Consider the following 22,023-nt stretch of genomic DNA (forward strand, 5'->3'; position numbering starts at 1 on the left):
GATCAGGCACGGTTTCGCGCGCGGTGACCTGGAACACAGAGCTGTTGCGCATTGCGACACCCAGGACCTGCCGACTGTTCATAGCGTGATTCGCATAGTGAGGCAGAAGCTTCAGGGTCCGATCGTGAATGGAGATGTGGCCACATGGGGTCAGCAGTGATCGTCGATATTGTCAGAACAGGGTCGGGTAAGGGCAAGCCCGGCGGCGCGTTGTCGGGCGTTCATCCCGTGAATCTGCTGGCTGAAACGCTGCGCGCACTTCTCGGGCGCAATGACATCGATCCGGCGACGATCGACGATGTTATCGCCGGGTGTGTGTCGCAGGCGGGCGAGCAGACTCTCAACATCGCGCGGAACGCGATCCTCGCAGCGGGTATCCCCGAGTCGGTCCCCGGCACCACCGTCGACCGGCAGTGTGGATCGAGCCAGCAGGCCGTCCACTTCGCCGCCCAGGGCGTCATCGCGGGTGCCTACGACATCGTCGTAGCCTGTGGCGTCGAGTCGATGAGTCGCGTACCGATGGGATACAGCTCGGTCGACCAGGATCCCAATCGCGGTCCGCTGTCGGCGCGGTACCCGGAGGGGTTGATCGGACAGGGCGTTTCCGCCGAGTTGATCGCAGCCCGATGGAAACTCGACCGCGAGACGCTCGACCAGTACGCCGCCCGGTCGCATCAGCGCGCAGCCCAGGTGGCCGAGGTCGGTGGTTTCAAACGGGAGATCGTGCCGATCACCGTCGACGGTCAGGTGCATGACACCGACCAGACGTTGCGTGCATCCACGACCGTCGAGGGACTCGGTGGGCTGAAGCCCTCCTTCGCTGATGAGGCTCTGCAGCAGCGGTTCCCGGAGATCAACTGGAGTATCACCCCGGGCAATTCCTCGCCGCTGACCGACGCTGCCTCGGCTGTGCTGATCATGAGTGAGAAGAAGGCTTCCGAGCTGGGACTCACCCCGCGTGCCCGGTTCGCCGACTTCGCGGTCACCGGCAGCGACCCGCTGTTGATGCTGACCGGTGTCATCCCCGCGACGGAGAAGGTGCTCGCTCGCTCGGGCTTGAGCATCGACGACATCGACGCCTACGAGGTCAACGAGGCATTCGCGCCGGTACCGCTGGCGTGGCAGCAGGATTTGAAGGCCGATCCCGAGAAGCTCAACCCGCGCGGCGGGGCCATCGCACTCGGACACGCACTGGGGGCGTCGGGCGTGCGCCTTCTGGCGACTCTGGTCAATCACCTCGAGGACACCGGCGGCCGGTATGGGCTGCAGACGATGTGCGAGGGCGGCGGAATGGCCAACGCGACGATCATCGAGAGAATCTGATGAGCATCGGAACCATCACACCGGATTTCAGTGGTTCCACGGTCCTGGTCACCGGAGGGGCGCAGGGGATCGGCTACGAGATCGCTTCCTACTTCTTGTTCGCCGGGGCGCGGGTCGCGGTGTTCGACCACGACAAGACCCGGCTCGACGAGGCCTGGGGTGGCGTCGAGCACGTACACCTGTCCGCAGTCGACGTCAGCGACGGGAATGCGGTCCGAACGGCCGTCGACGAGGTCGTCGCGTGGGCCGGCGGAATCGACACCGCGGTGAACAACGCCGGGATCGCTCGCGACGCGGTTGTCTGGAAACTCACTGACGAGCAATGGGATTCGGTGCTTGCGGTGCACGCCACCGGAACATTCACGGTCACCCGTTCGGTGGTGCCGCACATGCGTGCCGCCGGCGCGGGGCGGATCATCAACGTCACGTCCTACACCGGTATGCACGGCAATGTCGGCCAGTCGAATTATGCAGCAGCCAAGGGCGGAATCATCGCCTTCACCAAGTCGGTGGCCAAAGAGGTGGCCAGGTTCGGGATCACCTGCAATGCGATCTCGCCCAATGCCTCCACCGCCATGGTCGCCGCGGTGCCGCCGGACAAGCTCGCCGAGATGACGGCTTCGGTGCCGGCCGGCCGATTCGCCGAGGCTTCCGAGATGGCGCCCGCAGTCGGGTTCCTGGCCTCGCAGCAGGCGGCGTATGTCACCGGAATCGTTCTCCCGGTCGATGGCGGGGTGTCGATGTGAGCAGGCTGAATCCGTCGGCCGCTGCCGCAGACCCGATCCCCATCCTCGGGATCGCGGCGACGCCGCTGGTCGTCGAGTCCGACGCGGTGCTCGACGAGCTGGTCTTCGAGGCGGTATCGAAAGCGTTGCGCGAGGCGGGCATCCGCAAACAAGAAGTCGACTTGTCGATCACCGCATCCCTCGACATCTACGATGGGCGCAGCATCTCCAGCGGCCTGACCAACGCCGCCTCCGGCGGCTATCTCGGCCAGTCCTATCGACTGGAGGGCGATGCCGGCCAGGCGATCGTCGCCGCAGCGCAGACGATCGCGGCCAACGATGCCGACGTCGTGGTCGCCGTCGGGGTCTACAACCCAGAGGTGTCCGCGCCGGACCGGCGAGCATTCGTCCAGCAGATCTCGAACTACGGGTTCGAGCCGCACTTCGACCGTCCGGTCGCTCTGTCCGCGGAAACCGTGTGGGGATTGCACGCCAGTTACGTCCTGGAGGCGGGGCTGGTCGATCGGGACCATCTCGCCGCGCTCGCCGCGGACGAGATCTCGCGGGGTGCGACATCATCTCGCACGACCAGGACTCAGGCCGTCTCCGCGTCGGAGGTCCTGGGTTCGGACTTGGTCAACGGGCCGCTGACCGAACTGATGCTTCCCGCCGATGCCACGGGCGCCATCGCCGTCGTGCTCGGGTCTCTCCCACGTGCGCGGCGCGCCCGCACGACACGAGCGGTACTGACCGGTTGGGGCCAGGGCTGCGCCGATACCACCCCGTCGGGAACATGGCTGACCGATCCGGCCGCGCCCACTCGTCGTGCTGCCGCCGAGGCGTATACCCGTGCCGGCGTGACAACTCCGAGCGATCACATCGAGGTGGTCGAGCTGACCGCTCCGACACCGGCGTTGCACGCTCCCGTGCTCGATGCGCTCGGTCTTGACGGTCCCGGAGCCGTGGTGAATCCCTCCGGCGGTGTTCGCAGTTCGTACCCGGGCGTGGCCAACGGTGCGCTGAGGTTGCTCGAGGTCGTACATGCGCTGGAGCACAGCGGCGCCGGTCATGGTGTAGCGCAGTCGAGTGATCCGCTGACCGGAACGATCGCCGACACCGCAACGGTGTTGGTGGTGGAGGGAGTCTGATGTCCACACGAGCATTCATCGGCGGTGTCGGTATCACCGAGGCGACCTCACCCCGCAAGCAGACCTCGTCGGCAGTGGAATTGATCCAGCAGGCCGTGTGGGCGGCCATCGAGCACGCCGGGATCACCCCGGCGGCACTCGATGGCCTCGTCATCGGCGACATCGATGGCTTCGAGGGAACCGTCCTCGGCGCCAAGCACATCGTCCGGCAACTCGGCTTGGGCGCGGACCTCCCGGTCTCGGTTGTCAACACCGGTGGAACGACCGGCGGCAACCTGATGCAGGTCGCCGCGCGACAGGTCCGATCCGGTGACCGGCAGCGGGTGTTGTGCATCGGCGGGCCGACGTTCTACGGCGCGGTGGACTTGCAGTCGGCGATCAACACCAACTCGCCGATGATCGTCGAGCAGCCCCTGGGAATGGGTGCGTACCACATGGGCGCGTTCTATCCGAGCGCCTATCAGCGCAGATTCGGTGCGACGGTGGAGGACTTCGCGGCCAGCGCGGTGCAGGACCACGACCACGCATCACGCAATCCGTATGCGCACCTGCGGAACACGCTGACCGTCGAGGACGTGGTCAACTCCCGTCCGCTGTCGAGTCCCATGACCATGGCCATGGTGTGTCCGGTGTCCACGTCGGCCAACGCACTGCTCATCTGTTCGGAAGCCGCGGCGGCCGAGGTCCGCCCGACCCCGGTCCTCATCGGCGCGATGGCCACCAGTAGCGACCCCTACCTCGGTGGCGGTAAGAGTGATTTCGCCGCGATGGAGAATCTCTCGATCCTGGCACGCAAGGTGTACCGTCTGGCCGATGTCTACGACCCGGTCTCGGAATTCGATGTGGTCGAGGTCTTCTCGCCATACGCGCCGATGCAACCGATGCAACTCGAGGCACTCGGATTCGCCCCGCCGGGCGGCGGTATCGACCTGATCCGCTCGGGGGCCACCCGCATCGACGGGAAGATCCCGGTCAACCTGTCCGGCGGCCCGCTGTGCACCAACGCCGGTGTGGCCGGCGAACTCGCACCCTATGTCTACGTCGCACTCCAACTCATGGGCGACGCCCCGTCCGACATACAGGTACCCGGCGCCCGTCGGGGCCTGGCGCACGGAACCGGGGGCACCTTCTTCCAATTCGAGAACCTGGCAGTCCTGGAAAGGCACGAGCGCTCATGACCACCGACATCTCCTCCGACATCACAACTCAGCGGGTCCACTGGGATCTCGACTACGACGTGCACCTCGGTCGGACCTGGGGCCGCTTCATGCAGGGGCTGACCGAGAAGAAGATCCTCGCCAACACCTGCCCGGAGTGCGACCGGGTCTTCGTCCCCCCGCAGGCCTATTGCGAAGCATGCTTCGTGGCCACCGACGAATGGCGGGAGCTCCCGCTCGAGGGTGAGGTCGAGGTCTTCACGGTGGCGTGGCAGAGCTTCCGGGGCGGACCCACACCGCCGTATGCCATTGCCGGAATCCGCCTCGACGGCGCCAGCACGCTGCTCATGCACTATGTGAGCGGGCTCGACCTCACCGATCCCGCCGGCGTGAGCGAACAGCTCACACCTGGCACCCGGGTGCGGGCGGTCTGGGCCGACGAGCGGACCGGACAGATCCTCGACATCGCGCACTTCGAGCAGATCCCATGAGCACGAACATCGCCGACGCGGTCGCCGACTTCCTCGAGACACACGACCCGGCCACCACTGACCGGCTCGACTTCCTGCGAGCCCAATTCGATGCCGGCCTGGCATGGGTGCATTATCCGGAGGGCCTCGGCGGCCGCGGATTGGACCGAGAACTCCAGGTGACGGTCGATCGCCTGCTGGCACAAGCCGGAGCGCCGACCAACGAACCTCACCGCAACATCATCGGTCTCGGAATGGCGGCACCCACGATCCTCCGATTCGGAACCGACGCGCAGAAAGAACGCTGGTTACGGCCACTGTGGACCGGCGAGGAAATCTGGTGCCAGCTGTTCTCCGAGCCCGGTGCCGGCTCGGACCTCGCCAACGTCGGCACCAGCGCCGCCCGTAAAGACGACCGTTGGGTCATCAACGGCCAGAAGGTGTGGACCTCGCTGGCCCACGACGCCAGCTGGGCCATTCTGGTCACCCGAACCGACACCTCGGTACCCAAACACAAGGGTCTGACCTTCTTCGTCTGCGACATGAGCGCAGCAGGCGTCGACGTTCGTCCGTTGCGCCAGATCACCGGCGAGAGCGAATTCAACGAAGTCTTCCTCGACGGGGTCGAGATCCCCGACGAGCATCGACTCGGCGATGTCGGCCAGGGCTGGGCGGTCACCCAGAACACCTTGATGAACGAACGCGTCGCCATCGCCGCGGGCACCGTGCCGCGGGAGAGTGGAGCCATCGGGGAACTGGTCAAGGTCTGGCGCACGCGGGCTGACCTGCGCACTACTGCACTGCATGACGAGGTCTTGCGATTCTGGGTCCAGGCGGAGGTCGCTCGCCTGACTGCTGAACGGCTCGGCCAAAAGCAGGCCGCCGGTCAACCGGGTCCCGAGGCGTCGGGGTCCAAGATCACCTACGCGCGCCTCAATCAGCAGATCACGTCACTCGAGCTGGAGCTTCTCGGTGCCGAGGCGCTTCGGTACGGCGACTACTCGGCGCGCCGACCGGTCATCGTCGAACACTCCGAGAGTCCGGCCGGATGGCGCTACCTGCGGGCCAAGGGCAACTCGATCGAAGGCGGCACGTCGGAGATCATGCGCAACATCATCGCCGAACGCGTGCTGCAGCTCCCACCCGAAACACGCGCCGACAAAGACACTCCCTGGAAGGACCTTCCCCGATGACGGTCACGACCCCGGACACCGGCAACCTCCTCTATACCGAGATCGAAGACGATCTGCGCCAGAGCGTGCGATCGCTTCTGGACAAGCGGTGCGGATGGACCGAGGTTCTCGCGCGCACCGAATCTGCCGAGCTCGTCGACACCCGGCTGTGGTCCACCCTCGCCGGTGAACTGGGATGCGCAGCGATGCCGATCCCCGAAGAACAGGGCGGCGCCGGCGGGAGTTGGCGTGAAGCCGCGGTGGTCGCCGAGGAACTCGGCCGGGCGGTCGCCCCGGTACCGTTCCTCGGCTCGGCCGGCATCGCCACCGCACTGCTGCTCGAGCTCGGCCTCACCGACGTTCTCGAACAGATCGCCTCGGGCGAGTCGACGGCGGTCGTGACCCTGCCGTTCGCGACATCGCCGTTCGACGCCATCCAGACGTCGGTCGAGGTGACCGATGATCGGTTGCGTGGCGGGGTTCCCGGCGTCGTCGATGCCGGCTCGGCCGACATTCTGCTCGTCCCGACAACCGCCGGCCTCTACCTCGTGTCCGCGGACGCCGCGACGGTCACCGAGTCGGTGTCGCTGGACATGACCCGTCCCGTGTCGGACATCTGGTTCGACGGCTCCCAGGGACGACGCCTCGCCGACGCGGGCGCGGATCTCGACGCGGCCGTGTCCACGGCACTGCAGGTCGGGGCGATGCTGCTGGCCTCAGAGCAGCTCGGCCTTGCGGAGAGGTGTCTGGATCTCACCGTCGAGTACCTGGCGACCCGTCGCCAGTTCGCCCGTCTCCTCGGGTCCTACCAGGCACTCAAGCACCGGCTGGCCGACCTGTGGGTGCTCATCACCCAGGCGCGGGCAATCGCGCGATACGCCGCCGAATGTGCCGCGACCGGGTCCGAGGATCTGCCGATCGCCGTCGCACTGGCGCAGGACACCTGCTCTGAAGTCGCGCAGCAGGCCGCTGAGGAGTGCATCCAGCTGCACGGTGGCATCGGCTTCACCTGGGAACATCCCGCTCACCTCTACCTCAAGCGCGCCAAGGCCGATGCCTTCGGGCTTGGCACAGCGTCCGCACACCGCGCGGCTCTGGCCACGCTCATCGACATCCCGGCGCCGGAGGTGCACTGATGGGCACCGACCTCAGCGGGACCACCGCCGTCGTCACCGGCGGCAACAACGGCATCGGGCGCGCGCTCGCGGTCGGAATGGCCAAAGCCGGCGCGAACGTGGCCATCTGGGCACGCAATCCCGAGCGCAACGCGCAGACGGTCGCAGAGGTCGAGGCCCTCGGCGTCAAGGGATTCGCCGTCAGCTGCGACGTGACCGACGAAAACGCCGTCATCGCCGCCATGGATGAAACAGTGTCCACGCTCGGACCGTTGGGCTGCTTCGTGGCCAACTCCGGCATATCGGTGGAGACACCGATCGCTGAGATGTCCTTCGACACATGGCGGCACGTCCTTTCCACCAATCTCGACGGGGCGTTCCTGTGTACCCGGGAGGCGGCGCGGCGGTTCATCGCGCAAGGCGGCGGTGGCTCCATGATCGTTGTCTCCTCGACCATCAGCCGCTACGGCGGGGCCGGCATGGCCGCCTACGGTGCGAGCAAGACCGGCGTGCTCGGCCTCGGCCGGACACTTGCGGTCGAACTCGCACGACACCAGGTGCGTTGCAACATCCTCATCCCGGGATGGACCAAGACGGCGATGAACGAACACCTGCAGGCAGACGAAAGGTTCGTTCGCGCGACCAGCGGGCGCACACCGGTCCGGCGATGGGCCGAACCCGAAGAATTTCACGACATCGCGGCATTCCTGGCCGATCCCACCCTGACCTTCCACACCGGAAACGAGGTGATCGTCGATGGCGGTTACACCATCTACTGACGACGCGCGGGCGGCCGTTGCCGAGCTGAATCGGTCAGCCGCGTCGTCGACACCTGTCGAACTGCCCGACATCGCGAAACTCAAGCAGTCACTCGACGGCCGCGAACTCCCCGGCTCCACCATCACCATCGAGCCCTACCAGAGTGTGCTGGCCGATTACGCGCTGGAAGCCGGTACCGACGACTCGGGTGACGCTCACCCGCTGTGGGGGCTCGTTCTGTCGTTGCGGGGCATGGGCATCACCGTCGACGAACTCTGCGCCCTGGCCGCCCAGCGCCCCCAGGATGTGTTGCTGTTCGGCAACTGCGAGGTGGTCCAGCACCGGCCACTGCGCGTCGGGGCGACCATCGAGGTCACCGCAACTATCGAACCTGTCAGTCGTAAAGAGACCAGGCACGGTGGTCACCTGGACTTCGTGACTGTCCGGACGGCGTTCCACGACCGGGACGGCTCGTCCGCGGGACCCGTCGGCGAGGTCGTCAACGGCTTCATTTTCAAGCGAGGAAAGTAGATGGCACTCAGCACTGCGCCCCGCGTCGGCGACGATATCCCCACCTTCCAGGTGGATTCGGTGAACGCAGACAAGATCCGGATCATGGCCCTGATCTTCCAAGACCCCAATCCCATCCATTTCGACCTCGATGCGGTGCGCGAAGCAGGACTGGGTGACAAGTTCGTCAACCAGGGAGGTGTCACGATGGCCTACATCATCAACATGCTGACCGCGTGGACCGGGTCGCGGGCCTCGATCCGATCCCTCGCCACCCGATTCACCGCGAACGTCTTTGCCGGCGACGCAGTCGAGGCCGGCGGCAGAGTGACCGACGTGCGTCACCTCGACGGTCAGACCCTCGTCGACTGCGACGTCTGGGTCCGGCAAGTCAGCGCCGACGCCTCGCCCGTCGTCGCCGGAACAGCAACCGTCGCAATCTGACTCAGCATCGCCCCCATCGAGCACGACGCCGGAACGTCGATCAGGTGACGATCCGGCCACCCATCAAGGAGAATCACAGTGAAGATCAGCGGAACCTCCGCCCTGGTGACAGGCGGAGCTTCGGGACTGGGGCTCGCCACCGCCGAAAAGCTCAGCGCAGCTGGAGCGCAGGTCGTCATCGTCGACCTGCCCTCCTCGCCCGGCGCGGAGGTGGCCAACCGATCGGAAGCCATCACCTTCGTGCCCGCCGATGTGCGTGACAGTGAACAGATCTTGGCAGCCATCGAGACCGCGACGGCGCTGGCTCCACTGCGCATCGCCGTCAACTGTGCGGGTATCGGAGATCCCGCGAAGACACTCGGCCGTCGTGGGCCCCTTGCGCTCGACCGCTTCGAGCGCGTCATCTCGATCAACCTGCTCGGCACCTTCAACGTGATCCGACTCGCCGCCGAGGCGATGGCAGCAACCGAACCCGTCGACGGGGAGCGCGGCGTCGTCGTCAACACGGCGTCGGTGGCCGCTTTCGACGGCCAGGTCGGCCAAGCCTCCTACTCCGCATCCAAGGCCGCGATCGCAGGCATGACGCTGCCGGTGGCGAGGGATCTGGCCGACTCGTTGATCCGCGTCGTGACCATTGCTCCGGGAATGTTCGCCACTCCGATCCTGCAGGGACTGACCGACGACGCCCGTGCATCGCTGGAGGAGCAGATCCCGCATCCCTCCCGGCTGGGTCAGCCGACCGAGTACGCCGACCTCGTCGCCCATATCGTGGACAACCCCATGCTCAACGGCGAGACCATCCGACTCGACGGCGCCCTGCGGATGGCACCGCGATGACGCGCACGGCACTGGTGACCGGCGCATCACGGGGAATCGGTCTCGAGATCGCCCGCCGACTGGCAGCCGACGGATGGAACCTCACCATCAGCGCACGAACCGAGACCACTCTCTCCGAGGCTGCCGATACGCTGCGGGCAGGATCGCACGGGGAGATCTGCGAGGTGGTGGCGGACATGGCATCCGAAGAGGACGTCACTTCGCTGGCCGCCGCGCACCGAGAACGCTTCGGTCGTCTCGACGCACTGGTCCTCAACGCCGGCATGGGGTCCATAGGCTCGATCGAGGAGTTTCCAGTCCGGCGATTCGACAAACTGATCGCCGTCAACGTTCGATCGGCCTACCTGCTCATCCAGCAACTGTTGCCTACTCTCAGGGCGACCGCGGGCGCCACCGACTCGGCTCGCGTCATCGCCGTGTCGTCGTTGACAGGCACAGCCTCGGAACCGTTGAACTCCGCCTACGGCGCGAGCAAGGCTGCTCTGACCTCGCTGTGCGAGACGCTCAACACCGAGGAATCACTCGGCGGGGTCAGCGCGACGGCCCTGTGCCCTGGCTATGTGGCGACCGACATGACCGCACCGCTGACCGGTGACGTGCCGGCGAACACGATGATCGATCCAGGAGAGATCGCCGAAATCGCAGTGGGACTGACACGGCTGGGTCGCAGTGCGGTCATTCCCAACATTCCCATCTCGCGGCCGGGACCGCTTGTCTGGCGAGTCTGATCGAGCCCACCTGTAGGTGTCCCGGACCAGGGCGCCTACAGCGATTCCTACAACCGAAAGGTCGAGCATGCTGCTGGATTTGGACGATTCTCGGCGCGATTTCCGTGACTACGTGCGCAACTGGGTGGACAAGAACTTCCCTCCCGAGCGCGCGCTCGAGCTGGAGAAGCAGGAATATCAGTATCCATTCGAACTCTGGGATGCAATGGCCGAAGCGGGTTTTCATGCCATGGGTATCGACGAGACCTATGGTGGGCAGGGCGGCGACGCCGTCGACACCGCTGTCCTGGCCCGCGAGTTGGCGCGAAGCCTCGGTGGCCTGTCCTGGGTGTGGGGAATCCCGTCGTTCGCCGGCGCGAAAGCGCTGAGTCACGGCGGTACCGAGGAACAGAAGACAGAACTTCTCCCCGAACTGGCCGCCGGTCGCATCCGATTCTCGATCGCAGTCACCGAACCGGGCGGGGGCACCGATCTGCTCGGTGCGATGCGCACACGGGCGACCAAGGTGCCCGGTGGGTGGAAGGTCTCGGGACAGAAGATGTGGTCCACCGGGGCGAAGCAGGCCACGTACTTGCTGTTGCTGGCGCGCAGCGGCGACCCCGAAGGGCCCGGGAAACGTCCCCCGACAACGCTCCTTCTCGTGCCCACCGACTCGCCTGGAATCGAGATGCGGTACATCCCGAAGATGGGCATGCGTGCCATGGGATCGTGCGAGGTCTTCCTCGACGACGTGTTCGTCCCCGACTCGCAACTGCTGGGCGTCGAGAACCAGGGCTTCAAGGTCCTCGTCGCCTCCCTGAACAATGAGCGGGTGATGAGTGGTGCACTGGCGCTGGGCATGCTGGACGGCATCCTCGAGGAGTCGGTCGAATATGCATCGACCCGCACCGCTTTCGGGAAGGTGATCGGCGGACACCAGATCATCCAGCACTACATCGCCGACACTGCGCTGGCCCAGAAGCAGTGTGAACTGCTCACATTCGATGCCGCATGGAGGGAGGCCTCTGGAGTGAACTGTCACAAGGAGGCGAACATCGTCAAGGTCGTGACCTCCGAACTCGCCGTCGCCTCCGCGGATCGCGGCATCCAGGTCCTCGGCGGGATGGGCATCTCGTCGGAGACACACGCGCAGCGGTTCTGGCGGGACCTGCGTCAGTTCCGGATCGCGCCCATCAGCAACGAGATGGTGCGAAACAACCTCGCCGAAAGCTACGGCCTGCCGCGTTCGTACTGACGCGAACGTATCGACCTCCGGCCCGCATGGCAGCGTGATTCCGTGCGGGCCTCCTCTGACGCGACTGGGCAGTCGGGCCGATACTACTGCGGCGCATTATGGGACAACCAAAAGTGCTGCAGGACACATAAATTGCTCGGGTAAAGGAAACAGGTCGCGCGCCACAGGCTGTGGTGGGCAGCCGGCTACGGAGGAGTGATCATGACCCCGACCCGCGAGAACGTGGCGGATTCCCGACAACCGAGAAGCTTGCGAGCTGTCATCGTCGCAGCGCTCGGCGCGAGTACGCTCGAATGGTACGACTTCTACATCTATGGCACGGCCGCGGCGCTGGTCTTCAACAAGGTGTTCTTTCCCTCGGTCAATCCCGCTCTGGGCACCTTGGCGGCGTTCGCCACGTTCGGCGTCGGGTTCTTGTTCCGCCCGCTGGGGGGAATCATCTTCGGCCATTTCGGAGATACCCTCGGGCGGAAGAAGCTACTGGTCATCGCCATGATGATCATGGGGATCTCCACCTTCTTGATCGGCGTGCTGCCCACCTACTCGACGGTCGGCATTCTCGCACCGATCCTGCTGGTGGTTCTGCGCGCCGCGCAGGGCTTGGCGGTCGGCGGGCAGTACGGCGGAGCAATGCTCCTGGTCACCGAGAACGCGCCTGCGGAGAGGCGCGGATACTACGGCAGCTTCTCCCACATCGGGCCGTCGCTTGCAGTCATTCTGTCCAACGTCGTCTTCCTCGTGGTCGTCGCTGCGGTCAGCCCGGATGCGCTCGTCGAATGGGCTTGGCGCATACCGTTTCTCCTGTCGGTGGTCGTCGTCGCGGCCGGGATCTACATGCAGCTCAAGATCGAGGACACCGCGGAGTTCCGCGAACTGCAGGCGCGGCGTGCCGCCGAACAAGGCGAGGGGCAGGGGCAGGTCGCGCGCCGGTCGCCGATCATTGAAGCACTGCGGACGCACCCGAAGGAGATCTTGCAGGCCGGCGGGATGATTCTCATCGTCCAGGTGTACTACTACGTTCTCATCGTCTTCACCATCTCGTACGCAACCTCTCACGACATCAGCCGCACCACAGCCCTTGTCGCGGTGCTGCTGTCGAGTGTTGCCACCGTGGTGTCGATCCCGATCTTCGCGGCCATCTCGGACAGCGCGGGACGAAAGCCGGTGCTGATCTGGTCTGCGGTCGCGACCACGCTGACGGCATTCCCCTTCGTCCTGTTGTTGGGCACGGGCAGCGTCTGGCTCCTGGTGGTCGCCGTTGTCGTACCCGGCATCACGCTCGGTGCACTCTACGGCCCGATGGCCGCGTTCTACTACGAGATGTTCAGCGCGGAGGTGCGCTATTCCGGCGCATCGATCGGATATCAGTTGGGAGCAGTTCTGGGCGGCGGCTTCTCACCGCTCATCGCAACCAGTCTCCTCGAGGCGACCGGGTCGCTTCTGTCGGTGGGGGCGTTCATCACCGTCGCAGGACTACTCAGCATCTGGGCGATCGCGTCGGTGTCAACGTCGTCCAAGAGTGTGACACTGACAGATACCCACTGATCCAACAGGACCACGCTCGGTCCACTCTCGTCGAGGGGCGCACCCAGCGGGTGCCCCCTCGCGCTTTGAGATTCGAGTCGAGCTGGGCGTCTCATCACGATTCACGCGCAGGGGCCGGCGCGCATGGGAATCTCCTCATCACCGGTGCGCCCAACCCCGCAGCAGCGGAGCCCGGGTCGCTGACAGACGTACTACTGTCACCACATGACCACCACCAGTTCGACAGGTCGCACCCGGCTCACCTCCGGGGACCGCCGTGAGCAGATCCTGGAGGTAGCGCAGCGCCTCTTCGCCGAACGCGCATACGAGGACGTGTCGACTGCCGAGCTCGCCAACGCTGCAGGGACCACGCGGACCAACCTCCACCATCACTTCGGAACGAAACGAGCGCTGTACCTCGAGGTCGTTCGCCGGTTCGCCCGTCTGCCGGCGCCCCCAGCTGTCGCGACCAACACGATCGACGTGCCGGCAGCGGTCGCTCAGACCTTCGATCGGTGGCTTGATCTGGTCGAACACAACAAAGAGACCTACCTGAGCATGATCGGGGCGAGCTCTATGCGCCGCGACCCCGAAGTCGAGGCAGTCCTGCGCACCGGCATGAGGGTGTGGGAGGAACGTCTCCTTGAAGTCCTGCAGGCCCCCAGCACCGAGGTCAACCGCGCGCAAGTCCGCGCATTCCAAGCCCTGCTGAGCACAGCGACAGATGAATGGCTACGTAGGGGAACGCTCACCCGCAACGACGTTCACGCCCTCCTGAGCAGCAGCCTCCTGTCGCTTCCGACGCAGCGACACACACCTTCTTGACAGATTGTCAGTAGTGGGTCACTCTGGGCAGCACCTTGGCGTGGCAGATGCCCTGGCCACGCCCTTCGCCCGAAGTGCTGCTGATAGGGAGGTTTGAGCTGTGAGTACGGCTATGACGTCGCGACGGGATGACCAGTCCCATCTCCGTCCAGCGCCCACTGTTCGCTCACGTCCCCACGACGACACCTCGTCCCTACGGCGTGTCCGAGACAAGTTCTTCTCGACCGGATCCGCGGACCCACTCGACATCCGAGCGGCAGGGCTCGACGTTGCGCTGCTCGACTCCTGGCGCAGATCTCTCCGCTACGGTCTCGATGCACACCCTCAACACGAGGCGCGGTCAGGCAAGGTCGATGTTCAGAGTCCTCTGGTCAAGGTTGCCGACGCGGTCATCACCTCACGCGAGGCCGTTCTCGAACAGTCGATGTGCGGGCTGTCCCTGACCGACGCCGAGGGGCTGGTTCTCCGCCAATGGGTGCGAGATCCTGCACTGGGACGATGGTTCGAGCACCACGGCATCGTGCCCTCGGTGGCCGTCGATGAGACAGCGATCGGGACCTCGAGTGGGATCTGTCTGCTCACGGAGAAGCCGACCATGGTCCGAGGCCTCGAGCACTTCTACGAGGAGTACTCCGAGGTCACCTCTGCCGGTGTCCCCATCATCCATCCGGTCACCCGTCGAATCGTCGGATCACTGAACCTGACCAGCCGGTACCGCGACACCAGCCCGGTACTGCTGTCCTGGGTGATGGAGCTGGTCTCCGACATCCAGCACGCTTTCCAGGAGACCGCCACTCGTCGCGAGCGGACGCTACTCAACGCCTACCTGACAGAGAACCGCGACGCCCGGCATCCGTTGGTAGCCCTCAACGACCAGACGATCATCACAAATGCGACCGCCGCCCGCTTGATCTCCTCGGTCGACCAGGCGCTGCTGTGGGAGCACGCGTCACGTGCCATTCACGACGGCAGCTATGAGTCTCGGCAGCTGGTTCTCACCGACGGCACCGTTGTCTCCGTCCAATGTCGTGAGGTTGTGGACACCGCGGAGTCGGCGGGCGCCGTGATACGGATCCGACCGGTCGTAGAGTCGCGTTCTCGGGAGCGCGCAAGCAGCTCGGCGCCTGCCCTGCCGGGTCTGGTCGGGGATGGTGCGCGCTGGCGCGATCTGTGCCGCCAAGCGGCACTTGTTGGCAGTTCCGTACCCGCGCTCATCGTCGGAGAGCGCGGCACCGGAAAGATGTCGGTGGCACACGCGCTGGCGGGCGAGGCGGCCACCGTCATCGACGCTGCTGACGCAAACGTTGACGGCTGCAACGCTTTTCTCCGCCAACTGTCTGACCTTCTGAGCCACAGCGAGCCGTCCACAGTGATCATCCGCAGATGCGACGAACTGGACGAACCCACTGCAACAGCAGTGGCCAATCTCCTTCGGTCGCGGCGTGACGGACCGGTTCGGGTTCTCGCCACGACGACCAGGCAGGTCGAACACGGTCAGGTCGACTCGCTGTACGCTGAGTTCCCATCGGTGTTGCGGGTACCACCGCTGCGAGAGCGTATCGAAGACCTGCCCGCGTTGTTGGATTCTCTCTCGCGCGCGATCGAGACACGACTGGGACGCACGACTCACGTTCGGTGGATGCCCGATGCAGTCCAAGCGCTCTCGCGCCTGGAGTGGCGAGGCAATGTAGCGTCGCTCGAAACGATCGTGCTGCGGGTCCTGCAAAGCACCACCAATGGCTACGTCAACGCCGCCGACCTGCCCGCGGACGTGATCGCCAGCGCCTCCCGTCGCAGGTTGGCAGGTCTCGAACACGTAGAGGCGAACGCGATCACGGCCGCGCTACGCGAGGCCGGCGGCAACAAGAACAAAGCGGCAGACAGCCTGGGGATCGCCCGATCGACGTTGTACCGAAAAATCCGCACTCTGGGAATCGACCTCACCACCTCCGCGTTCTGACCCTCCGGACGTCTCGACGCCCGGCCCGCCGGGATGAGCGCAGCGTTCCAACTGTGCCACGATGGGACACCCACGCACCTTGTTCTCGCGGTACTTTCGTCGAACAAGGAGGTGGTGACCCAATGCCGACCGGAACTGCCAAATCGACTACAGCGCAGAATGAATCGTCGCTCACGGATGATGGCGAGATCACCTACGACGTCGCGGAAGCGATCGCCACCGTCACATTGAACCGCCCATCGGCTCACAACGCGCTCACGGTCCCGATGCTGCGGCAGTTGGCCGAGGCGATCGACGACGCGCGCACCGACAGCCAGGTCCGGGCCATAGTCCTCACGGGAGCCGGTAGACGCGCATTCAGCGCCGGAGGCGACCTCGGACAGCTCATTCCCCGGCTGACCGCCGGCGAATTGGAGATCTTGGTTCCGGATCCGGCAAAGAGATTCTTCTCCGACGTCTTCACACCCATCATCGCGGCCGTGAACGGCCTGTGCCTTGCCGGGGGCTTGGAGATGCTGCTCGGTACCGACATTCGTATTGCGTCAGATCGAGCGATATTCGGGCTGCCCGAGGTGCGCTGGGGCCTCGTTCCCGGCGGCGGAACACATGTCCGCCTCCCGCAGCAGGTACCGTGGGCGATCGCGATGCAACTGCTCCTCACCGGAGACCACATCGACGCAGCGCAAGCAGTTCGCGCAGGTCTGGTCAACGAAGTCGTCCCGGCGGGCACAGAGCTGGAGCGGTCTGTCGAAGTCGCCGGCGGTATCGCTCGAAACGCCCCCGTCGCAGTCCGAACCGCCAAAGAGATTGCGGTGCGAGCTCTCGGCAACGAGTCGCGCTTCGCACTGGAGGCATCACTGAACGAGCGGGTTCTGCGTAGCGCGGATGCGGTCGAAGGACCCCGCGCGTTCATCGAAAAACGCACCCCCCGTTTCACAGGACAATAAGAGGAGATCAGCCGATGTCCGTCGATACCGCCCCCACAGTGAACCCGGACAGCCGGGAGCTCGTCGCCTCGATCTTCGAAGCAGTCGACGGTATAGCAGCCGTCTTCCCCCGGTCGCTTTTTCTGCAGCGCGCTCGCGAAGGCGGACACGCCCGAGAACTCTGGGACGCGTTGGTCGCCGCGGACCTGCTGGCCATCGGCATCCCGGAAGAGCTCGGTGGAGCCGGCGGAGGTCTCACCGGCACCACTGCGGTCATGGAAGCTCTGGCACGTCAGGGGATTCCGCCCCTGCAGTACAGCCTCACGACGTTCTCCCGTGAGGCGATTCTGCGCCACGGTTCCGAACAACAGATCAGAGATCATGTCATCGCGACGATCACCGGTAAACGCAAGATCTGCCTCGGGGTGACCGAGCCCGAAGCGGGCACGAACTCCTTCGCCGCACGGACGTATGCCCGAAAGAGCCCCGACGGCACGTATCGCATCACAGGTCAGAAAGTGTTCATCTCCGGTGCGGACGAATCAGACCACATCCTCCTGCTGGCGCGAACCGCGCCGGCAGGGGAACCTCTGAGCCGGCGGAGCGGATTCGGCCTCTTCATCGTGGACATGTCGCTGCCGGGAATCGACTTGCGCCGCCTCGACATCGAGTGGCACGCACCGGAGAACCAGTACGAGGTGTTCTTCGACGACGTAGAAGTGCCCGCCGATGCATTGATCGGTACCGACGGGCTGGGGTTCGATCACATCCTGTCGTGTCTCAACCAGGAGCGAGTGACCGTGGCTGCTTGGGCGCTCGGGCTCGGAGAGTACGCGCTGGGCAAGGCAGTTGACTACGCAAAGGTGCGGGCACCGTTCGGGACGCCCATCGGATCGCACCAGGCAGTTGCTCATCCGCTGGCGCTGGCCCGAGCCGAGATGGAAGCCGCGCGACAGGTGATGTACTCCGCAGCAGCGTCGTACGACAACGGAATCGACGCGGGAGACCAGGCGAACATGGCCAAACTACTCGGCAGCCGCGCGGCCCTGTCCGCGGTCGACAGCGCGATCCAGACCCATGGCGGATCGGCCTTTGTCTACGAGAGTGATGTCGTCACGATCTGGCCCATGGTCCGGGTGCTGCAGATCGCCCCCTGAACAACGAATCGATCCTGAACTACATCAGCGAACGCGTCCTCGGACTACCGCGTAGCTGAGATCGGAGCAAGACGTGATTGACGTGGATCTGAACGAGGACAAAGCGACCCTCCTGCGACGCGCATTCGGTTGTTTTCCGACCGGTGTCGCGGCTGTGTGCGCCGTAGCCGAGACCGGCCCCGTCGGCATGGCGGTGAGCTCGTTCACCTCGGTGTCGCTCGAACCCCCGCTGTTGTCGGTCTGCATGCAGAACTCGTCGACGACCTGGCCGACCCTACGTCGGCAGGCCCGCCTGGGACTCAGCGTGCTCGCCGAAGGCCAAGCGGGTGCAGGCAAACGTCTCTCGTTGAAGAACGGCGATCGCTTCGCCGACACCGCGTGGCAGACTACTGACGACGGCGCCCTCTTTGTTCTCGGGTCCTCGGCATGGTTCGACTGCTCTGTTCACGCCGAGATACCCGCGGGCGATCACACCGTTGTCCTGTTACGGATTCACAGCCTGCAAATGCAGACCGAACTCGCGCCGCTCATCTTTCACGGTAGTCGCTTCCGCCGGTTGCATGACATGGAGTTGGTGGTCGAGTCATGAAGCCCCACTTCGATTCTCCGATGACCCCTCACCGTCGACTGCGTGTACGCAGAGCCGTCGAAGCACTGGCAGCCGGCGACTCCATAGTGGTCATCGACGACCGGGACGCGGCGCGCACACACGGGTATCTGGTCGTCGCAGCAGAGCGTGCAAGCGCAGAGAACGTCGCGTTCATGGTTCGCCACACCTCTGGGTTCTTGTGCGTCGCACTCCCGGGAGGTGAGTGTGACCGTCTCGATCTGCCTCCGATGCAAGGAGTCGATGATTCAGTACCGACCGAACTCTCTGCCTGTGTGACCGTCGACGCCATCGACGGTGTGACGACCGGCATCTCCGCCAATGATCGTGCCCGGACCGCGAGGCTGCTTGCCGACGGTGACAGCACACCGACGGACTTCACCCGACCGGGCCACGTCGTTCCGGTACGGTGCGCCAGTGGCGGATTCGTCGAACGGGACAGCGTCACGGAAGCCGTGGCACATCTCGTGGGGACCGCCGGACACCGGAGAGCTGCGCTGTTCGCGACGCTCGTAGGCGATGGGGTTCGCGGGTCGGACCTCCCTCACCGCGCTGAGCTGGAGGCCTTTGCCACCGCCCATAGCCTTCGATCGGTGTCCATCAGTGACGTCCGTGACCTGTACTTCAGCACCGGAACGCTAGTCGAGCGGACGACGAGTGCGCATCTGGCCTCGAATCTGATCGCGAACTACCGCCAGACTGGTTCGTCGGCAACGTATCTCGCGGTTGTGACCGGGTCGGTTGCATCGGCTCCGGGCGTGTTGGTACATGTGCACCGTGACGGGACCGACAGTCATTCCAGCTCGCCGAGTGACGCGCAAGAGCGGCTGGCGCTTGCCGAATCGGCGATCGCGGCTGCGGGCTGCGGTGTCATCATCTATGGCCGAGCCATCGATGACACGACCGGCAGCGCGTCGGCCGCTCCGGCGATCGTTGCGGCCATCGCGCAGGACGTCGGGCTGACATCAGTGCGTCTTGTGGACCGAGACAACGAAATCGAGCGTGCATTGCGATCGCGCGGCATCCCCGTCGAGTTCTCGGAACTGTCCAGTCCGAATGGTTCGAGTGGCCGATGGGAAGAGCACCTCGACATAGGTGCTTGAGCAGCGCAGGAATCTTCATGCGGAGAGTCCCCGCCTGATTCGTCAGGCGGGGACTCAGCGAACTGAAACCTGACTTTTATCAATTAGTGCGCAGGTTGCTGATGGCTTGGAGTGCTTCGTTGAGGTCGTCGGGGATGGGGTCGGCGGCGGTGATGGTCTGTTCGCCGGCTTGGATGGTGACGGTGCGGTAGCGCCGGGCGGTGGTGACGAATTTCTTGATCGACCAGCCGGTGCGGGCCTCGATGACCCGGGTGACGGCGAGGGCGGCGAACACGACGGTGAGGTGGGCGCGGATCGAGTCCTCGGTGCGATGGTAGATCGGCCGCGCTGCAAGGTCTGATTTGGACATGCGGAAACTTTTCTCGATCCGCCACAGCTCGTGGTAGGTGCTGATCACGAAATCGCTTGTCGGAGCGTCGATATTGGTGGCGTACGCTTTCCATCCGGCCAGTGTCCGGGCTTTGGTTTCCAAGCTGCGGTTCACGCTCGATTTCTTGTCTTTGAGGGTGACGAATCGGTTGCGTTTGATCGGGATCTTGCCCTCGACGGCCTTCTCGGCCTTGGCGATCTGCTCGTTGATACCGCGCACCGATCGGCGTGCCCGATCCGCCTTGTACTGGTAGTAGACGACTTGGTGGCGGCGATGGCGTGTCTTGCTGTTCGCCGGCCACGGCTGGGTCAGGACCAGGCCGTCGGGGATCTCACGGCCGGGATTATCGTTGTGCCACTTACTGATCACGTACGGGATGGTGGGGATCTTCTCGCCGAGGATGAACGAGAGCCCGGCAGCCTCGATCGCTGCTTTGTTGTCCGCGGAGATCATGCCGGCATCAGCGACGACGGTGACGTTGGTGAGGTGATGGGCAGTCATGAACGCGCGCAATGTCGGCATCAGCGTGAGGGTTTCGGCTTTGTTGCCCTCGAAGGCCTCCACCATCAGCGGAAACCCCGACGCGTCGGTCAACAAGCCAACGGTGATATGCGGTTCCAAGCGGCGTTCCTTGGAGAATCCGGGCTCCCGGAATCCGTCGGCCTTGTCGGTCTCGAAGTAAAGCGTCGTCACGTCGTACAGCACGAGCGTCGCCGATCCCAGCCCTGCGTAGGCGGCGCACGCGGCGGCGAGTTTCTGCCGCCAGAGTGGATCAGCGAATTTCGGGAGCCGCCGATTGAGCGTCGGATACGACATCGGCGCCAACCCCGCTTCCTCGAGGACGCGCAGCGAGTCCAGTTTGCTGGTCGGTTCCAGGATGCGGGCGATCACCAACTCCTCGAACACCTGGTCATCGCCGGTGGCACGGGCGAATCCGAGTTCGCGGTACACCCCCGAGAGCGCATCGCACAGGTGCGCCATCTTCGAGGCGGTGATCAGCAGCGGCCCACCGGGAACCGTGGTCGTGCCGATCCCCAGATCCAACTCGACCTGATCCCCAGCGATCCGCTGGGCGGCAACAGCTTTCAGCGCCGCGACAGCAGCAGCATCATGGGCTGAACCCAAATGCTCGATATCGCGCGACCCGCGCCTTGAGGAATGCACGATCTGGACCGCCGTCGCTCCCGACGCGGTCTTCACGGTCCGCACATACGCCACACCTTGTAGCCTACGAACCCCGGATTAGTGCGCAAATCCACGCCCGCCACGACCCATCACCGCAGGTCACGGCATCGCCGTGAGCCAATGTCCGATTCGGTGATAAAAGTCAGGTCCCCGCCTGATTCGTCAGGCGGGGACTCAGCGAACTGAAACGCCTAGGTGATCAAAGCTCGCCCAATTTCGAGTCGCCGGCGGGTAGCGGCTGCAGAATGGTCACATCCAGCGGCTCGGCGAGAATGTCACCGACGGCGGCGCTCAGCGCAGCGAACGCCTCCCCACCGCCGTGTGTCTGAAGGTTGTCGGCCGACGCCCACTTTTCGATGATGACGAAGCCTTCGCGGCCACGGACACTCCGGTGCGCCGCATACAGCTCGCAACCACGATCGTTGGCATGCGTTGCCGAAACCGCTTCACGGATGGCCGCTTCGACTTCGTCGTTCTTATCGGGCTTCGGGACAAACACGGCGACAACCACCACAGGTTGGGAATCGGACACGGCAGGCTCCTTCTGGCATTCGTTGATGGACCAGTCGAGCGTAGGAACGGGGCGAGGCGTCGGCGTGTTTCAAAACGCTTCACGACATCGCGCCGGGCGAGCGTCGAGGAACGTGAACCCGAACCCCCGAACTCGTCACGTCGTCCCGATATGCGACATCCACGCGAAGCCGGCCAGACCTAGTCTCACGGAAAGTCGACACGACGAACGTC

The 22,023-nt window shown here is 64.8% G+C and carries 22 protein-coding genes; 20 read left to right on the forward strand and 2 right to left on the reverse strand.

The window, feature by feature from the left end; all coding sequences use genetic code 11:
* Positions 1 to 144: 144 nt before the first annotated feature.
* The 20 genes from BLU62_RS27085 (at position 145) to BLU62_RS27180 (ending at position 19,724) form a co-directional block, all read left to right on the forward strand.
* Positions 145 to 1,323 carry a thiolase family protein gene (locus BLU62_RS27085; protein WP_074853445.1) on the forward strand — a complete coding sequence of 393 codons (1,179 nt, stop codon included), beginning with the start codon at positions 145 to 147 and terminating at the stop codon, positions 1,321 to 1,323.
* The gene (locus BLU62_RS27090) at positions 1,323 to 2,069 is read left to right on the forward strand and encodes an SDR family oxidoreductase (protein WP_074853448.1); all 747 of its coding nucleotides are present in this window, start codon (positions 1,323 to 1,325) and stop codon (positions 2,067 to 2,069) included. Before BLU62_RS27085 ends, BLU62_RS27090 begins: the two co-directional genes overlap by 1 nt.
* Positions 2,066 to 3,196, forward strand: a complete 1,131-nt coding sequence (locus tag BLU62_RS27095; RefSeq protein WP_074853450.1) for a beta-ketoacyl-[acyl-carrier-protein] synthase family protein — start codon at positions 2,066 to 2,068, stop codon at positions 3,194 to 3,196. Before BLU62_RS27090 ends, BLU62_RS27095 begins: the two co-directional genes overlap by 4 nt.
* A complete protein-coding gene (locus BLU62_RS27100) occupies positions 3,196 to 4,374 on the forward strand; it encodes a thiolase family protein (RefSeq protein ID WP_074853452.1) in 1,179 nt (392 codons plus the stop codon). The genes BLU62_RS27095 and BLU62_RS27100 overlap by 1 nt, the downstream gene beginning before the upstream one ends.
* Positions 4,371 to 4,844, forward strand: a complete 474-nt coding sequence (locus BLU62_RS27105; protein ID WP_074853453.1) for a Zn-ribbon domain-containing OB-fold protein — start codon at positions 4,371 to 4,373, stop codon at positions 4,842 to 4,844. Before BLU62_RS27100 ends, BLU62_RS27105 begins: the two co-directional genes overlap by 4 nt.
* Positions 4,841 to 6,016 carry an acyl-CoA dehydrogenase family protein gene (locus BLU62_RS27110; RefSeq protein WP_074853455.1) on the forward strand — a complete coding sequence of 392 codons (1,176 nt, stop codon included), beginning with the start codon at positions 4,841 to 4,843 and terminating at the stop codon, positions 6,014 to 6,016. The genes BLU62_RS27105 and BLU62_RS27110 overlap by 4 nt, the downstream gene beginning before the upstream one ends.
* Positions 6,013 to 7,131 (forward strand): acyl-CoA dehydrogenase family protein, encoded by a 1,119-nt coding sequence (locus BLU62_RS27115; protein ID WP_074853457.1) that lies wholly within the window; start codon positions 6,013 to 6,015, stop codon positions 7,129 to 7,131. Before BLU62_RS27110 ends, BLU62_RS27115 begins: the two co-directional genes overlap by 4 nt.
* Positions 7,131 to 7,889 (forward strand): SDR family NAD(P)-dependent oxidoreductase, encoded by a 759-nt coding sequence (locus BLU62_RS27120; RefSeq protein WP_074853459.1) that lies wholly within the window; start codon positions 7,131 to 7,133, stop codon positions 7,887 to 7,889. The genes BLU62_RS27115 and BLU62_RS27120 overlap by 1 nt, the downstream gene beginning before the upstream one ends.
* Positions 7,867 to 8,400 (forward strand): FAS1-like dehydratase domain-containing protein, encoded by a 534-nt coding sequence (locus BLU62_RS27125; RefSeq protein ID WP_084811948.1) that lies wholly within the window; start codon positions 7,867 to 7,869, stop codon positions 8,398 to 8,400. The genes BLU62_RS27120 and BLU62_RS27125 overlap by 23 nt, the downstream gene beginning before the upstream one ends.
* Positions 8,401 to 8,823: a MaoC family dehydratase gene (locus tag BLU62_RS27130; protein ID WP_074853461.1), complete on the forward strand. Its 423-nt coding sequence runs from the start codon at positions 8,401 to 8,403 to the stop codon at positions 8,821 to 8,823. It begins immediately after the preceding gene.
* 78 nt (positions 8,824 to 8,901) lie between these two features.
* Positions 8,902 to 9,660: an SDR family NAD(P)-dependent oxidoreductase gene (locus BLU62_RS27135; RefSeq protein WP_074853463.1), complete on the forward strand. Its 759-nt coding sequence runs from the start codon at positions 8,902 to 8,904 to the stop codon at positions 9,658 to 9,660.
* A complete protein-coding gene (locus tag BLU62_RS27140; protein WP_074853465.1) occupies positions 9,657 to 10,388 on the forward strand; it encodes an SDR family NAD(P)-dependent oxidoreductase in 732 nt (243 codons plus the stop codon). The genes BLU62_RS27135 and BLU62_RS27140 overlap by 4 nt, the downstream gene beginning before the upstream one ends.
* A gap of 67 nt (positions 10,389 to 10,455) precedes the next feature.
* Positions 10,456 to 11,622 (forward strand): acyl-CoA dehydrogenase family protein, encoded by a 1,167-nt coding sequence (locus BLU62_RS27145; RefSeq protein ID WP_074853467.1) that lies wholly within the window; start codon positions 10,456 to 10,458, stop codon positions 11,620 to 11,622.
* Between the two features lie 201 nt (positions 11,623 to 11,823).
* Positions 11,824 to 13,167 carry an MFS transporter gene (locus BLU62_RS27150; protein WP_074854275.1) on the forward strand — a complete coding sequence of 448 codons (1,344 nt, stop codon included), beginning with the start codon at positions 11,824 to 11,826 and terminating at the stop codon, positions 13,165 to 13,167.
* Positions 13,168 to 13,371: 204 nt separating this feature from the next.
* Positions 13,372 to 13,971, forward strand: coding sequence for a TetR/AcrR family transcriptional regulator (locus BLU62_RS27155; RefSeq protein ID WP_074853469.1), 600 nt, complete (start codon positions 13,372 to 13,374; stop codon positions 13,969 to 13,971).
* A gap of 748 nt (positions 13,972 to 14,719) precedes the next feature.
* Positions 14,720 to 15,931, forward strand: a complete 1,212-nt coding sequence (locus BLU62_RS27160; RefSeq protein ID WP_244278446.1) for a helix-turn-helix domain-containing protein — start codon at positions 14,720 to 14,722, stop codon at positions 15,929 to 15,931.
* A gap of 122 nt (positions 15,932 to 16,053) precedes the next feature.
* Positions 16,054 to 16,878, forward strand: a complete 825-nt coding sequence (locus BLU62_RS27165) for an enoyl-CoA hydratase/isomerase family protein (RefSeq protein WP_084811950.1) — start codon at positions 16,054 to 16,056, stop codon at positions 16,876 to 16,878.
* A gap of 14 nt (positions 16,879 to 16,892) precedes the next feature.
* Positions 16,893 to 18,014: an acyl-CoA dehydrogenase family protein gene (locus tag BLU62_RS27170; protein WP_244278417.1), complete on the forward strand. Its 1,122-nt coding sequence runs from the start codon at positions 16,893 to 16,895 to the stop codon at positions 18,012 to 18,014.
* A 73-nt stretch (positions 18,015 to 18,087) separates the two neighbouring features.
* On the forward strand, positions 18,088 to 18,603 hold the full coding sequence (locus BLU62_RS27175) for a flavin reductase family protein (RefSeq protein WP_074853471.1): 516 nt from the start codon (positions 18,088 to 18,090) through the stop codon (positions 18,601 to 18,603).
* 20 nt (positions 18,604 to 18,623) lie between these two features.
* Positions 18,624 to 19,724: a 3,4-dihydroxy-2-butanone-4-phosphate synthase gene (locus BLU62_RS27180; protein ID WP_159441586.1), complete on the forward strand. Its 1,101-nt coding sequence runs from the start codon at positions 18,624 to 18,626 to the stop codon at positions 19,722 to 19,724.
* Between the two features lie 79 nt (positions 19,725 to 19,803).
* Here BLU62_RS27180 and BLU62_RS27185 read toward each other — a convergent pair whose 3' ends face one another.
* The gene (locus BLU62_RS27185; RefSeq protein ID WP_074853474.1) at positions 19,804 to 21,312 is read right to left on the reverse strand and encodes an IS1634 family transposase; all 1,509 of its coding nucleotides are present in this window, start codon (positions 21,310 to 21,312) and stop codon (positions 19,804 to 19,806) included.
* A 166-nt stretch (positions 21,313 to 21,478) separates the two neighbouring features.
* The gene (locus BLU62_RS27190; RefSeq protein ID WP_074853476.1) at positions 21,479 to 21,811 is read right to left on the reverse strand and encodes a putative quinol monooxygenase; all 333 of its coding nucleotides are present in this window, start codon (positions 21,809 to 21,811) and stop codon (positions 21,479 to 21,481) included.
* Positions 21,812 to 22,023: the final 212 nt, after the last annotated feature.

This window comes from Gordonia westfalica (assembly GCF_900105725.1).
GTDB lineage: Bacteria > Actinomycetota > Actinomycetes > Mycobacteriales > Mycobacteriaceae > Gordonia > Gordonia westfalica.

Coding starts and splice junctions, on each gene's coding strand:
- BLU62_RS27085 (WP_074853445.1), top strand. CDS start 145: ATGGGGTCAGCAGTGATCGTCGATATTGTCAGAACAGGGTCGGGTAAG.
- BLU62_RS27090 (WP_074853448.1), top strand. CDS start 1,323: ATGAGCATCGGAACCATCACACCGGATTTCAGTGGTTCCACGGTCCTG.
- BLU62_RS27100 (WP_074853452.1), top strand. CDS start 3,196: ATGTCCACACGAGCATTCATCGGCGGTGTCGGTATCACCGAGGCGACC.
- BLU62_RS27105 (WP_074853453.1), top strand. CDS start 4,371: ATGACCACCGACATCTCCTCCGACATCACAACTCAGCGGGTCCACTGG.
- BLU62_RS27110 (WP_074853455.1), top strand. CDS start 4,841: ATGAGCACGAACATCGCCGACGCGGTCGCCGACTTCCTCGAGACACAC.
- BLU62_RS27115 (WP_074853457.1), top strand. CDS start 6,013: ATGACGGTCACGACCCCGGACACCGGCAACCTCCTCTATACCGAGATC.
- BLU62_RS27120 (WP_074853459.1), top strand. CDS start 7,131: ATGGGCACCGACCTCAGCGGGACCACCGCCGTCGTCACCGGCGGCAAC.
- BLU62_RS27125 (WP_084811948.1), top strand. CDS start 7,867: ATGGCGGTTACACCATCTACTGACGACGCGCGGGCGGCCGTTGCCGAG.
- BLU62_RS27130 (WP_074853461.1), top strand. CDS start 8,401: ATGGCACTCAGCACTGCGCCCCGCGTCGGCGACGATATCCCCACCTTC.
- BLU62_RS27140 (WP_074853465.1), top strand. CDS start 9,657: ATGACGCGCACGGCACTGGTGACCGGCGCATCACGGGGAATCGGTCTC.
- BLU62_RS27145 (WP_074853467.1), top strand. CDS start 10,456: ATGCTGCTGGATTTGGACGATTCTCGGCGCGATTTCCGTGACTACGTG.
- BLU62_RS27150 (WP_074854275.1), top strand. CDS start 11,824: ATGACCCCGACCCGCGAGAACGTGGCGGATTCCCGACAACCGAGAAGC.
- BLU62_RS27155 (WP_074853469.1), top strand. CDS start 13,372: ATGACCACCACCAGTTCGACAGGTCGCACCCGGCTCACCTCCGGGGAC.
- BLU62_RS27160 (WP_244278446.1), top strand. CDS start 14,720: ATGGAGCTGGTCTCCGACATCCAGCACGCTTTCCAGGAGACCGCCACT.
- BLU62_RS27165 (WP_084811950.1), top strand. CDS start 16,054: ATGCCGACCGGAACTGCCAAATCGACTACAGCGCAGAATGAATCGTCG.
- BLU62_RS27170 (WP_244278417.1), top strand. CDS start 16,893: ATGTCCGTCGATACCGCCCCCACAGTGAACCCGGACAGCCGGGAGCTC.
- BLU62_RS27180 (WP_159441586.1), top strand. CDS start 18,624: ATGACCCCTCACCGTCGACTGCGTGTACGCAGAGCCGTCGAAGCACTG.